Origin of the sequence: Pseudomonas sp., from assembly GCF_033723075.1 — a bacterium.
Classification (GTDB): Bacteria; Pseudomonadota; Gammaproteobacteria; order Pseudomonadales; family Pseudomonadaceae; genus Aquipseudomonas.
Window position 1 is genome coordinate 53,166 of record NZ_JAWVXU010000010.1, and the last position, 13,649, is coordinate 66,814.

Here is a 13,649-nt window from a genome sequence, read left to right on the forward strand (position 1 = left end):
CCCTCCGCACTACAGATTCTCGGTTTATCTGCAGGGCCTACGACCTCGTAGGGGGGATGACGCTTTACCCATCCACCAATCGCGGTGGTGGATGAAAAAGGCGTCATCCACCCTACCCAGCTACGGGTTATCGGGGATGCTATGGCCGAGGTAGGGTGCGCCGTGCGCACCGGGGTTACTCGAATAATCATCGCGGGCCTCCTCACACGGCATTCTTCAGTTTTGGGTCGAGCGCATCGCGCAGCCCGTCGCCCATCAGGTTGATTGCCAGCACGCTGAGCAGGATGGTCAGGCCGGGCAGGGTGACCACCCACCAGGCGCGCTCGATGTAGTCGCGCGCCGAGGCCAGCATGGTGCCCCACTCCGGGGTCGGCGGTTGCACGCCGAGGCCGAGGAAGCCCAGGGCGGCGGCGTCGAGGATCGCCGAGGAAAAACTCAGGGTGGCCTGCACGATCAGCGGCGCCATGCAGTTGGGCAGCACCGTGACCAGCATCAGGCGTGGCAGGCTGGCGCCGGCCAGGCGCGCGGCGGTGACGTAGTCGCGGTTCAGTTCGCCCATCACCGCGGCGCGGGTCAGGCGCACGTAGGACGGCAGCGAGACGATGGCGATGGCGAAGATGGTGTTGATCAGGCCAGGGCCGAGGATGGCGACGATGGCCACCGCCAGGAGCAGGGACGGCAGCGCCAGCATGATGTCCATCAGGCGCATGATCGAAGGGCCGAGCAGGCGTGGAAAGAACCCGGCGATAAGCCCCAGCAGAATGCCGGGGAGCAGGGCCAGCACGACCGAGGCCAGACCGATCAGCAGCGACAGGCGCGCGCCGTGAATCAGTCGCGAGAGCAGGTCGCGGCCGAGCTCGTCGGTGCCGAGGAGGAACTGCCATTGGCCGCCCTCCAGCCAGGCCGGCGGGGTCAGCATGAACTCGCGGAATTGTTCGCTGGGATCGAACGGTGCCACCCAGGGGGCGAACAGCGCGCAGAACACCAGCAAGACCATGAACAGCATGCCGGCGACCGCGCCCTTGTTGTGGGCGAAGGCCTGCCAGAATTCCTTCAGTGGCGAGGGGTAGAGCAGCGCCTGGTCGAGCGGAGTGGTGGTCGCGGTCATGGGCGCGCCTCCCGGTTAGGTCGTGCACATATCTCGTGGCTTGCGCCCCGTAGGGTGGATGACGCCTTTTTCATCCACCATGAGTGCCGCGTGGTGGTGGACGGCCACCCGGTGGATGACGTTCTTTTCATCCACCGATGGTGTGATGCGATGGTGGATGGGTGAGGCGTCATCCACCCTACGGGGTGTTGTGCGGGGCTATGCATGGAGATTTCCTCAGCGCTGGTGGCGGATGCGTGGATTGGCCAGGCCGTAGAGGATGTCCACGACGAAGTTGACCAGGATCACCAGGCAGGCGATCAGCAGGATGCCGTTCTGCACCACCGGATAGTCGCGGGCGCCGATCGACTCGATCAGCCATTTGCCGATGCCCGGCCAGGAGAAGATGGTTTCGGTCAGCACCGCGCCGGCGAGCAGGGCGCCGACCTGCAGGCCGAACACCGTGAGCACCGGGATCAGCGCGTTGCGCAGGCCGTGCACGAACACCACCCGCGCTGGCGACAGGCCCTTGGCGCGGGCGGTGCGCACATAGTCCTCGCGCAGCACTTCGAGCATCGCCGAGCGGGTCATGCGCGCGATCACCGCCAGCGGGATGGTGCCGAGCACAATGGCCGGCAGGATCAGGTGGTGCAGGGCATCGAGGAAGGCGCCTTCCTCCCCGCTGAGCAGGCTGTCGATCAGCATGAAGCCGGTCACCGGCGGGATGTCGTAGAGCAGGTCGATGCGCCCGGACACCGGCGTCCAGCCCAGCCACACCGAGAAGAACATGATCAGCAGCAGGCCCCACCAGAAGATCGGCATGGAATAGCCGGCCAGGGAAATGCCCATCACCCCGTGGTCGAACAGCGAGCCGCGCTTGAGCGCGGCCACCACCCCGGCGATCAGGCCGAGGCTGCCGGCGAACAGCAGGGCGGCGAGGGCCAGCTCGACGGTGGCCGGGAACAGGGTGAGGAACTCGTCCCAGACGCTGGTGCGGGTGCGCAGCGACTCGCCGAGGTCGCCCTGGGCCAGTTGGCCGATGTAGTCGAGGTACTGGGCGTACAGCGGCTTGTTCAGGCCCAGGCGCTCCATGGCCTCGGCGTGCATGACCGGGTCAACCCGGCGTTCGCCCATCATCACCTCCACCGGGTCGCCGGGGATCATGCGGATCAGGGCGAAGGTCAGCAGGGTGACCCCGAAAAAGGTCGGGATCAGCAGTCCCAGACGTCTGGCGATAAAAGACAACATGGCTTATCGGCACTCCAACGGTTGGCTCGGTGCACCAGGCTGCGTGGCCCGGCGCTGTTGTTGTAGAGGGTTATGCGTGGTCCGGCGTTTTTTGTAGGAGCGGGCCATGCCCGCGAAAAGCTATCGCGGGCATGGAACTAGGCGTCCCCCCGCTCCTACGGATCGAATTTCACTCTGGAGAAATTGTTCGAGCCCATGGGACTCAGCACGAAACCCTGCACGTCCCGGCGCAGGGCGCTGAATTGTTTGGGGTGGGCCAGGGGGATCCAGGGTGCCTGCTCATGGAATATCGCCAGGGCCTGACGATACAGCGCGGCCCGTTGCGCCTGGTCTGGCACCTGGCGGGCCTGGGTGATCAGGGCGTCGAACTCGGCATGACACCAGCCGGCCTGGTTCTCGCCGGATTGGGCGGCGGCGCAGGACAGATTGGGACTGAGGAAATTGTCCGGGTCGCCGTTGTCGCCGGCCCAGCCCATGAACACCAGGTCGTGCTCGCCGTTCTTCGCCCGCTTGATCAGTTCGCCCCACTCGAATACGCGGATCTCGGCCTGGATGCCGATGGCGGCCAGGTCGGCCTGGAGCATCTGCGCGCCTATGCCCGGGTTGGGATTGGTCGGGCCGCCGCCGGGGCGGGTCCAGATCGACAGCTTGAAGCCGTCGGCATGCCCGGCCTCGGCCAGCAGCTGCCGGGCGCGCGCGACATCATGGGGCCAGCCGGACAGCTCGGGATCGTGGCCCCAGAGTGTCGGTGGATAGGGCGCCACGGCCGGGTTGGCGCCACCTTGGCCATATTGCGCGCGAATGTAGGCGCCTTTATCGAAGGCCAGGTTGAGCGCCTGGCGCACACGTACATCGTCCAGCGGCGGGTGGCGGGTGTTGATGCCGATATAGGCGACCAGTAGCGAATCCAGTTCCAGCACCCGCAACGCCGGGTCGGCCTTGAGCGCGGGAATATCCACCGGGCGCGGGTACAGGGCGATCTGACAATCGTCGGCCTTGAGCCGCTGCTGGCGCACATTGGGCTCGGGGGTAATGGCCAGGATCAGCCGCTCGAGCGCCGGTGCGCCGGCCCAGTGGTCCGGATTGCCGAGAAAGCGCACCTGGGCGTCCTTGGCATAGCGTTCGAAGACGAAGGGCCCGCTGCCGACGGGCAGGCGGTTGAGCTGTTCGCTCTTGCCCTGGGCGAGCAGTTGCCCGGCGTATTCGGCGGAATAGATCGAGGCGAAGCCCATCGCCAGATTGGCCAGGAAGGGCGCCTCGGGGTGCCTGAGGACGAAGCGCACACGGTGCTCGTCGAGCTTGTCGATGCGCTCGATCAGTTGCGCCATGGCCATGGCTTCGGCATAGGGAAAGCCGCGCACGGACAGCTTGTGCCAGGGGTGCTGCGGGTCGAGTTGGCGCTGAAAGCTCCAGAGCACGTCGTCGGCATTCAACTCGCGGCTCGGGGTGAACCAGGCGGTGCGGTGGAATTTGACCCCCTGGCGCAGATGCAGGGTGTAGCTCAGACCATCGGCGCTGACCTGCCAGCGCTCGGCCAGCGCGGGGATCAGCTCGGTGCTGCCGGGGGCGAAGCCGATCAGGCGCTCGAAGACGGTTTCCGCGCTGGCATCGGCGGTGGTCGCCGCGGTGTACTGGACGATGTCGAAGCCTTCCGGGCTGGCCTCGGTGCACACCACCAGGCTGGCGCCGGCGGCATAAGCCTGGCCGGCCGCGGCAAGGGCGCCGCAGAGCAGCAGACGGAAAAACGGACGCAGGGCATTGGACATCTTTGCTGTTCCCAAACAACGGCGGTGCAAATCAGGCGTGACCGGATAGGCTACGACTGGCACGAAACCCGGGCCGGCGGATAACCGGCCCGGGTGTTCACTCGGGGCGGGTTACTCGACGCTTACCCCGTAGAAGGCGTTGAGCGCGAAGGGACTGATCCTGAAGTCCTTTACGCTCTTGCGCATCGGTTGATACACCGTGGAGTGGGCGATCGGGGTGATCGGCACTTCGCGCTTGAGAACCACCTGGGCCTGTTTGTACAGCTCGGTGCGCTCGGCCACGTCGGTGGTGCGCTTGGCCGCCTTGATCAGCTTGTCGTACTCGGCATCGCACCACTTGGAGAAGTTGTTGCCGTCCACCGCATCGCAACCGTACAGGGTGCCCAGCCAGTTGTCCGGGTCGCCGTTGTCGCCGCTCCAGCCGATCAGCATGGCATCGTGTTCGCCGGCCTTGGTGCGCTTGAGGTACTCGCCCCATTCGTAGCTGACGATCTTCACCTTGAGGCCGATCTTGCCCCAGTCGGATTGCAGCATCTCGGCCATCAGCTTGGCGTTGGGGTTGTACGGGCGCTGCACCGGCATGGCCCACAGGGTGATCTCGGTGCCTTCGGCGACGCCGGCAGCCTTGAGCAGCTGCCTGGCTTTCTCCGGGTCGTAGGCGACGTCCTTGATGCTGTCGTTATACGACCATTGGGTCGGTGGCATGCCGTTGACCGCCAGTTGGCCGGCGCTCTGGTAGACCGCGTCGATGATCGCCTGCTTGTTCACCGCCATGTCCAGGGCCTGGCGCACGGCGAGCTGGTCGAACGGTTTGTGCCTGACGTTGTAGGCGATATAGCCATCGTTGAAGCCGGGCTGCGACGGCATCTGGATATTCGGGTCCTTGGCCAGTGCCTCGAGGTCGGCCGGGCGCGGGTTGAGGGTGACGTGGCATTCACCGGCCCTGAGCTTCTGCATGCGCACCGAGGGGTCGGTGTTGATGGCGAAGATCAGGTTGTCGATCTTGACCTCGTCCGGCTTCCAGTAATCCGGGTTGCCCTTGAAGCGGATCTGCGAGTCTTTCTGGTAGCGGCTGAAGACGAAGGGGCCGGTACCGATCGGCTTCTGGTTGATCTCGGCGGGCTTGCCGGCCGCGAGCAACTGCCCGGCGTATTCGGCCGAGTGGATCGAGGCGAAGCTCATCGCCAGGTTCTGGATAAAAGCGGCGTCCACCTGGTTGAGGGTGAACTTGACGGTCAACTCGTCAAGCTTCTCCAGCTTGGCGATATTGGCGTCCATGCCCATGTCGGTGAAGTAGGGAAATTCGCTGGGGTAGGCCTTGCGGAACGGATGCTCCTTGTCGAGCATGCGGCCGAAGGTAAACAGCACGTCGTCGGCGTTGAAGGTGCGGCTCGGCGTGAAGTAGGAGGTCGAATGGAACTTGACTCCGGGGCGCAGGTGGAAGGTGTAGCTCAGGCCGTCTGCGGCGATGTCCCATTTTTCCGCGAGTCCGGGGATGACCGCGGTGCCGCCGCGTTCGAACTGGGTCAGGCGATTGAACATGGTTTCCGCGGAGGCATCGAAGTCGGTACCGGTGGTGTACAGCCCCGGGTCGAACCCGGCCGGGCTGCCTTCGGAACAGAACACCAGGTTGCTCGCGGCCTGGGCCAGCGGGGTGCTGGCGATCAGCCCAGCAACGACAAAAGCCTGGATGAAGGCGTTTTTACGCATAGTGACCTCATTGATTATTGTGGTTGTTCGCGTGAGGGGCCTCTTGTGGAGACCTCGGGTGACACTATGCACGGCATGTGCCGCCGGCAAGGGGCATGAGGCCTTCAGCGTAGCAACTGCGGGCGAGTTGTACGTGACTGTCGCATTCAAGCAATTTTCGTGGATAAAGCTGGCAATACGCCGCTATCAGGCCGTTGAAAAACTACCTGCGTTGGCAATACGGCGTTAAAAACGGCCTCGGAATGCTCATTTACAGCCAGTAAACTCCGCTTCCTCGGCCGTTTTTGCCTTGTCTTGCCTGCCTCGCCTACATTTTTCAACGGCCTGCTATCTGGCGACAACGGCGCTGCCTGTTTTTAGGGCACAGCTCAGGGCATCTGCACTTCGATCACGCCATCGGCATTGATCGTCACCTGGCTGGTGCCGGCTTCGATGTCCGGCGTCACCGCGGCATCCATCCTCTCCGCACCTTTCATCGCACTCATGCGCATCGGCATAGGGGGCTGAAAGCCGCCGCTGTTCAGGCTCAGGTTGACCAGTTTGTAGCCGCTGCCACCCAGGGCGTCGGTAGCCAGTTGTGCGCGGGCCTTGAACGCCGCCACGGCCTCCTTGAGCAGGGTGTCCTCGTGGCTCTTGCGCGTGGCGTCGGCAATGCTGAAGTTCATCCCGCCCATCTTCATGGTCTGCAGCATCTCGCCGGTAAGCCTGGACAGAGTGCTGAAGTCGGCGCTTTGCAGGCGCAGTTCGGCGCGCTCGCGCCAGGCGGTAATCTGCTGGCCTTTGTCATCGTAGACCGGGTAGCTGTGGCGGCTGCCCATGGCCACGCTGACGCCCTTGACCTTGCGCGCCTGGGCAAGGCTGGCGTTGAGGGTCTTGCTGATCTGCGCGGCGAGGGCGGCCGGGTCACTGTCTTGCGCCTCGCTGTAGAGGGTGACGTGCATCAGGTCGTGGGCGATTTCCTGATTGACCTCGGCGCGCAGGGAGATCTGGTTGTAGCGGGCCTCTTCGGCATGTACCGCGAGGCTGAACAGACCGGCGGCGCTGAAGACCAGGGCACTGGCAAGACGGGACAATGGCTGCATGACGATTCCTTGTGAGCGATGGGGATACAGAGAGTTAGGCGTGTTGCCAAGGGTAGACGTAGCGCTTCGACTATTCGGGTTAAATCCGGTTCATTGCCGTGTCCGCGGGTTTCGTGCAACCGGCGCAGGGTGGGTCGGGTCGTGATCGGTTGCCATCCGGCGCTGTGGCGTGTGTTATTCGGTGCGCGCGGCGGCCCCTACGTTCGCCAGCCGTGCACTGCGGCCAGTTGTCGCAGCGGGCCGGGCGGAGCCTTGGTTATACTCGCCGGGCTCGGCCCCCGAGCCCTTTTTGGAGAGCCCATGCTAGCACCCGTGCAGTTGCTGTCGGCCAGCCGGCAAAACCTCTGGCGCCTGACCCTGATCCGTATCCTGGTGTTGGCCGCCCAGGCCGGCTCGGTGGGGCTGGCCTACAATTCCGGGTTGCTGCCCTTGCCCTGGCAGGAACTGAGCATCACTCTCGGCATCTCGCTGCTGCTGTGCCTGCTGACCGCCTTGCGCCTGCGCGGGCCCTGGCCGGTCACCGAGGTGGAGTACGCGGTCCAGCTCGGCTGCGACCTGATCATCCACAGCGTGTTGCTGTATTACTCGGGTGGTTCGACCAACCCCTTCGTTTCCTATTATCTGGTGCCGCTGACCGTCGCTGCGGCGACCCTGCCCTGGTTGTTCACCATTACCTTGTCGGGGCTGGCGCTGGCCGGCTACACGCTGCTGCTGGTGTGGTCGCACCCGCTGGACTTGCCGCCAGGGCCGCGCGAGAGCCTGTTGATCTACGGCATGTGGCTGAGTTTCGCCCTGGCCGCGGGGCTGATCACCTTCTTCGTCGCCAAGATGGCCGAGGAGCTACGCGATCAGGACGAGTTGCGCGCCGAGCGCCGCGAGGAAGGTCTGCGCGACCAGCAGTTGCTGGCGGTCGCCACCCAGGCCGCAGGTGCCGCCCATGAGCTGGGTACACCGTTGGCGACCATGAGCGTGTTGATCAAGGAGCTGCGCCGCGAGCATCAGGATCCGTTGTTGCAAGAAGACCTGGCGGTGCTGCAGGAACAGGTCAAGCTGTGCAAGGAGACCCTGCAGCACCTGGTGCGCGCCGCCGAGGCGGATCGGCGCCAGGCGGTGATCGAACAGTCCTGTGTCGAATGGCTGGAAACCACCCTCAATCGCTGGCACCTGATGCGCCCCGAGGCCAGCTACCGTTATCAGTGCCTGGGGCTGGGCACACCACCGCGCATAATGCCGCCAGCGGACCTGACCCAGGCGCTGCTCAACCTGTTGAACAATGCCGCCGACGCCTGCCCGGACAAGCTGGACATTCGCCTCGACTGGGATCACCAATGGCTGAATCTGAGCATTCGCGACTTCGGCGCCGGCGTACCGCTGGCCATCGCCGAACAGCTCGGTCGACCGTTCTTCACCACCAAGGGCAAGGGCTTCGGCCTGGGTTTGTTCCTCAGCCAGGCCAGCGTCACCCGTGCCGGCGGCACGGTAAAGCTGTATAACCACGAAGAAGGCGGCACGCTCACCGAGCTGAAGTTGCCGCGCGCCTATGGCAGAGCCTGAGGAAGCATTGAGTATGAGTGACGAAGTCCTATTCGAAGGCGAAGAGCAGCCCCATCTGCTGCTGGTCGATGACGACCCGACCTTCACCCGGGTGCTGGCGCGGGCCATGAGCCGGCGCGGCCTGCGCGTGTCCACCGCCGGCTCGGCCGAGGAAGGCCTGGCCCTGGCCGAGCAGGATCTGCCGGATTACGCGGTGCTCGATCTGAAGATGGAAGGCGACTCCGGCCTGGTGCTGCTGCCCAAGCTGCTGGAACTGGATGCGGAGATGCGGGTGGTGATCCTCACCGGCTATTCGAGCATCGCCACCGCCGTGGAGGCGATCAAACGCGGCGCCTGCAACTACCTGTGCAAGCCGGCCGATGCCGACGATGTGCTGGCCGCGCTGCTGACCCAGCACGCCGACCTGGACACCCTGGTGCCGGAAAACCCGATGTCGGTGGACCGCCTGCAGTGGGAGCATATCCAGCGCGTGCTGGCCGAGCACGAAGGCAACATCTCCGCCACCGCCCGCGCCCTCGGCATGCATAGGCGCACCCTGCAGCGCAAATTGCAGAAGCGTCCGGTCAGGCGCTGAAAGGCTGTGGGGAAACACGGCCTACTGCGGTCGTCTGCGAACGCCCTGCGCGTCGACCAAAGACCTCACGCAAGCTGCAATTCGTAGGGGGCCACTCGCCGCAGGCAGTGCACCATTGGTTACTCGGCACTGCACAACATCCGGAGGGTTGTCGCTGTGCTCCGAACGGAACGCCGCCCGAGCCGTCCTACGCCCGCACGCCACCGGTTACCGCTGCACGGCAGGCCGACTTGCCGCGCACGCCTGGCGGCGACCTCGCAACGGCGCTCGATATTTTCACAACCGCTGAGGTCAGGTCTGCCCCACGCTGAGCCCGGATTCGCGTCGAGGTAAATACTGTTGGGTTGTCGTATCTCTTCTGTTGTTATGATTAGCCCCCTAAGTAAATCGTCTGCCCGGGGCCGCCATGTTCGCCGTCGTCCAGCAAACCCTAGCCATCACCGCGCCGGTCTTCTCGATGCTGTTTCTCGGCGTGGGGCTCAAGCGCCTGGGCTGGATCGATGATGCCTTTATCAATACCGCGTCGTCGCTGGTGTTTCGCGGCACCATGCCGGCTCTGCTGTTTCTCGGCATCGTCAAGGCGGACCTGAGCACTGCCCTGCAGCCGGCGCTGCTCGGCTATTTCGTGCTGGCAACCCTGGCGTGTTTTCTGATCGCCTGGGGTTGGGCCATCTGGCGCTGTCCGCAGGTGGATCGCGGGATCTACACCCAGGGCGCGTTTCGCGGCAATAACGGCATCGTCGGTCTGGCGCTGGCCACCAGCCTGTATGGCGATTACGGCTTGTCGCTCGGCGCGGTGTTGGGCGGGGTGGTGATCCTCTGCTACAACACCCTGTCGGCCATCGTCCTGGCGATCTACAGTCCGCACGTCAAGTCCGGTCCCTGGGCCATCGGCAAGAGCATCCTCGGCAATCCGCTGATCATCGGCGTGCTGGCGGCCATACCGATCGCCTATTGGCGCCTGCCGCTGCCGGACTGGCTGATGATTTCGACCCAGTACTTCGCACAGATGACCCTGCCGCTGGCGTTGATCTGCATCGGTGGCACCCTGAGCCTGGCCTCTTTGCGCGAGAGCAGTGGCATCGCCATCAGTTCCAGCCTGATGAAGATGGTCTGGCTGCCCTTGCTGGCCACCCTGGGCGCCTGGCTGTGGGGCTTCCGTGACGCGGACCTGGCGATCCTCTTCCTCTATTTCGCCAGCCCTACGGCTGCCGCCAGTTTCGTCATGGCGCGGGCGGTAAATGGCAATCATCGGCTGGCGGCGGCGATCATCGTGATCACCACCCTGACCGCGGTGGTGACCATCAATATCGGTCTGCTGTTGTTGCAGTGGGCCGGTTGGATCTAGGGGCTGCCGGGCAGGGGCAGGCGTTGATCCGGATCGCTGCGACGGCGGCCGCGGATCAGCGGTCTAAAAGCTCTCGCGCTGTTTATGCCAGGCACGCGCAGCGATCACCACCAGGGTCACCGCCGTCAGCGGCAGCACATAACCGAGCATGGCGTCGCCGAAGGTCTGGGCGAATGGGCGGCCGGTGGCGAACAGCACCAGGTAGAGGGTGTAGGCCAGGTAGTAGGCGAGGAACAGCAGGCCTTCCCAGCGGTTGATGCGGTAGCCGGCAAAGAAGATCGGCAGGCAGGCCACGGCCACGGCGATCATCACCGGGAAGTCGAAGGCCAGGGCGTTCGGCGATACCGAGATTGGTAGCGGCGATACCAGCGAGGCCACGCCGAGTACGCAGAGCAGGTTGAAGATGTTGCTGCCGACGATATTGCCCACGGCGATATCCCGTTCGCCGCGGATCGCGGCAAGGATCGAGGTCGCCAGCTCCGGCAGCGAAGTGCCGATGGCCACCACGGTCAGGCCGATGATCAGTTCGGACAAGCCGAGGGCGCGGGCCAGGCTGACGGCGCCTTCGACCAGGAAGTTGGAGCCGCTCACCAGCAGGATCAGGCCGGCGACGATCAGCGCCAGGTTGATCAGCCAGGCATAGGGCTTGGGCGCTTCGTGCAGACCGAACTCCTTGGCGAATTCATCATCTTCGGTGCTGCTCTTGTCCCGCAGGCTGCTGATGATCAGAAAACCGGTGTAGGCCAGCACGCCGGCGAACAGCAGGGCGCCATCGAGTCTGCTCAGGCCGCCGTCCCAGGCCAGGGCGTAGACCACCAGGCTGGCGCCGATCATGATCGGCACATCGAGGCGGATCAGTTGGCGCGAGACGATCAGAGGCGCGACCAGGGCGGTCATGCCGAGGATCAGCAGGACGTTGGCGATATTGCTGCCGATCACGTTGCCGATGGCCAGGTCGCCGCTGCCGTTCATTGCGGCCTGTACGCTGACTGCGGTTTCCGGCGCGCTGGTGCCGAAGGCCACCACGGTCAGGCCGATTACCAGGGGAGGAATACCGAATTGCGCCGCCAGTTTGGCGGCGCCGCGCACCAGCACCTCGGCGCCGGCAACCAGCAATACCAGGCCAGCAATCAGGTAGACGAAGGTCATCGGGGTCATTGCAAGGGGCTCCAGAAAAGTGCGGCTAGTTTAATCGTCCGCGGGCGTTGCGCCAGAGGGGGAGCGCCTATATTTGTCGGGGATTGCCAAGGCCGGCTCTGCGGTTGTGAAAAAACGCTCAGTCGGTCAGTTGCTGGACACGCACCGGCACCACGCCGGCGCGGAGCATGTCGAGTCGCTCGGCGGCCTGGCGCGACACATCGATGATGCGGCCTCTGACGAAGGGGCCGCGGTCGTTGATGCGTACCACCACACTCTTGTCGTTGCGCAGGTTGGTCACCAGCACCCGGCTGCCGAAGGGCAGGCTGCGGTGGGCGGCGGTGAGGGCGTGCTGGTCGAAGCGCTCGCCACTGGCGGTTTTCTTGCCGTGGTGGCGGGCGCCGTAATACGAGGCCCGGCCTTCGGCACGGTAGCCCTGAGAGTCGATGTCCTGGCTGGCGCAGCCGGCGAGCAGGACAAACAGGGTGGCGAGGATCAGGCCATTGCGGATCGGCTTATACATCCTGTAGGTCCTCTGTTTGTGTAGTGCACTCGGGCTGCGAGAGTTGGGTAGGGACGCTTTTTTTCTTCCACCATGGTTATTGGTGGATGGATGAAGTGTCATCCACCCTACGGTCTTGCAGAGAGCAAGACGCCGGGCAAGCCCGGCGTCTATCTGTGTCTCAGACCTTAACCTTCGAGCTTCTTCTTCAGCAGTTGGTTCACCTGGCCGGGGTTGGCCTTGCCTTTCGATGCCTTCATCGCCTGTCCGACGAAGAAGCCGAACATCTTGCCGCGCTTGGCTTCGTCACTGGCGCGGTATTGCTCGACCTGCTCGGCGTTGGCCGCCAGCACCTCGTCGAGCATGGCTTCGATGGCGCCCGAGTCGGTGACCTGCTTGAGGCCCTTGGCCTCGATGATTTCATCGGCGCAGGCACCTTCACCGGCGGCCAGGGCCTCGAACACCATCTTGGCGATCTTGCCGCTGATGGTGTTGTCCTTGATGCGCAGGATCATGCCGCCCAGTTGCTCGGCGGAGACCGGCGACTGCTCGATATCCAGATTGTCCTTGTTGAGCAGGCTGGACAGCTCGCCCATCACCCAGTTGGCGGCCAGTTTGGCGTCGCCACAGACGGCATTGACCGCCTCGAAGTAGTTGGCGAGCTCGCGGTTGGCGGCCAGCACGTCGGCATCGTAAGTGGACAGGGCGAACTCGCGCTCGAAGCGCGCGCGCTTCTCGACCGGCAACTCCGGCAGGCTGGCGCGAATTTCATCGAGGAAGCGCTGTTCGATCACCACCGGCAACAGGTCGGGGCAGGGGAAGTAGCGGTAGTCGTTGGCTTCCTCCTTGCTGCGCATGGAGCGGGTTTCGTCCTTGTTCGGATCGTACAGGCGGGTTTCCTGGACGATCTTGCCGCCGTCCTCGATCAGCTCGATCTGCCGTTGCACTTCATGGTTGATCGCCTTCTCGATAAAGCGGAAGGAGTTGACGTTCTTGATCTCGGCGCGGGTGCCGTACTCGGCCTGGCCGACCGGCCGCACCGAGACGTTGCAGTCGCAGCGCAGCGAGCCTTCGGCCATGTTGCCGTCGCAGATGCCGAGGTAGCGCACCAGGGCGTGGATGGCCTTGACGTAGGCCACCGCTTCCTTGGCCGAACGGATATCCGGCTCGGAAACGATCTCCAGCAGCGGGGTGCCGGCGCGGTTGAGGTCGATGCCGCTCATGCCGTGGAAGTCTTCGTGCAGGCTTTTGCCGGCGTCTTCTTCCAGGTGCGCGCGGGTAATGCCGATGCGCTTTTGCGTGCCGTCTTCCAGGGTGATGTCGAGGAAGCCCTTGCCGACGATGGGGTGATCCATCTGGCTGGTCTGGTAGCCCTTGGGCAGGTCCGGGTAGAAGTAGTTCTTACGGGCAAAGACGTTCTGCGGCGCGATATGGGCGTCGATCGCCAGGCCGAATTTGCAGGCCATGCGCACCGCTTCGGCATTGAGCACCGGCAGGGTGCCGGGCATGCCGAGGTCAACCAGGCTGGCCTGGGTGTTGGGCTCGGCGCCGAAGGCGATGGCGCTGGCGGAGAAAATCTTCGATTGGGTGCTGAGCTGGGCGTGAATTTCCAGCCCGATTACGGTTTCCCATTGCATGTCG

11 protein-coding genes are annotated in these 13,649 nt (G+C 64.3%); 3 read left to right on the top strand and 8 right to left on the bottom strand.

The window, feature by feature from the left end:
- Nucleotides 1-202: 202 nt before the first annotated feature.
- The 5 genes from R3355_RS13340 to R3355_RS13360 form a co-directional block, all read right to left on the bottom strand.
- Nucleotides 203-1,108, bottom strand: a complete 906-nt coding sequence (locus R3355_RS13340; protein WP_318961617.1) for an ABC transporter permease subunit — start codon at nt 1,106-1,108, stop codon at nt 203-205.
- A gap of 216 nt (nt 1,109-1,324) precedes the next feature.
- Nucleotides 1,325-2,335 (bottom strand): ABC transporter permease subunit, encoded by a 1,011-nt coding sequence (locus R3355_RS13345; RefSeq protein ID WP_318961618.1) that lies wholly within the window; start codon nt 2,333-2,335, stop codon nt 1,325-1,327.
- Nucleotides 2,336-2,490: 155 nt separating this feature from the next.
- Entirely contained in the window at nt 2,491-4,101 is a 1,611-nt protein-coding gene (locus tag R3355_RS13350) for an ABC transporter substrate-binding protein (RefSeq protein ID WP_318961619.1), read from the bottom strand.
- Nucleotides 4,102-4,212: 111 nt separating this feature from the next.
- The gene (locus R3355_RS13355) at nt 4,213-5,811 is read right to left on the bottom strand and encodes an ABC transporter substrate-binding protein (RefSeq protein ID WP_318961620.1); all 1,599 of its coding nucleotides are present in this window, start codon (nt 5,809-5,811) and stop codon (nt 4,213-4,215) included.
- A 368-nt stretch (nt 5,812-6,179) separates the two neighbouring features.
- A complete protein-coding gene (locus R3355_RS13360; RefSeq protein ID WP_318961621.1) occupies nt 6,180-6,893 on the bottom strand; it encodes an SIMPL domain-containing protein in 714 nt (237 codons plus the stop codon).
- Nucleotides 6,894-7,193: 300 nt separating this feature from the next.
- On the opposite strand from R3355_RS13360, the gene R3355_RS13365 reads away from it, so the two are divergent.
- From R3355_RS13365 to R3355_RS13375, 3 genes are all read left to right on the top strand, one after another.
- The gene (locus tag R3355_RS13365; RefSeq protein WP_318949202.1) at nt 7,194-8,447 is read left to right on the top strand and encodes an ATP-binding protein; all 1,254 of its coding nucleotides are present in this window, start codon (nt 7,194-7,196) and stop codon (nt 8,445-8,447) included.
- Between the two features lie 13 nt (nt 8,448-8,460).
- Nucleotides 8,461-9,021, top strand: coding sequence for a response regulator transcription factor (locus R3355_RS13370; RefSeq protein ID WP_318949201.1), 561 nt, complete (start codon nt 8,461-8,463; stop codon nt 9,019-9,021).
- A 406-nt stretch (nt 9,022-9,427) separates the two neighbouring features.
- Complete coding sequence (locus tag R3355_RS13375; RefSeq protein WP_318961622.1) at nt 9,428-10,369, top strand: AEC family transporter; 942 nt, start codon at nt 9,428-9,430, stop codon at nt 10,367-10,369.
- Between the two features lie 63 nt (nt 10,370-10,432).
- Here the strand turns inward: R3355_RS13375 and R3355_RS13380 are convergent, their stop codons facing one another.
- The 3 genes from R3355_RS13380 to gatB all read right to left on the bottom strand — a co-directional run bounded on the left by R3355_RS13380 (nt 10,433) and on the right by gatB (nt 13,645).
- Nucleotides 10,433-11,527 (bottom strand): calcium/sodium antiporter, encoded by a 1,095-nt coding sequence (locus R3355_RS13380; protein WP_318961623.1) that lies wholly within the window; start codon nt 11,525-11,527, stop codon nt 10,433-10,435.
- Nucleotides 11,528-11,645: 118 nt separating this feature from the next.
- A complete protein-coding gene (locus R3355_RS13385) occupies nt 11,646-12,029 on the bottom strand; it encodes a septal ring lytic transglycosylase RlpA family protein (protein WP_318961624.1) in 384 nt (127 codons plus the stop codon).
- Nucleotides 12,030-12,196: 167 nt separating this feature from the next.
- Entirely contained in the window at nt 12,197-13,645 is a 1,449-nt protein-coding gene (gene gatB, locus R3355_RS13390; protein WP_318961625.1) for an Asp-tRNA(Asn)/Glu-tRNA(Gln) amidotransferase subunit GatB, read from the bottom strand.
- Between the last annotated feature and the right edge of the window lie 4 nt (nt 13,646-13,649).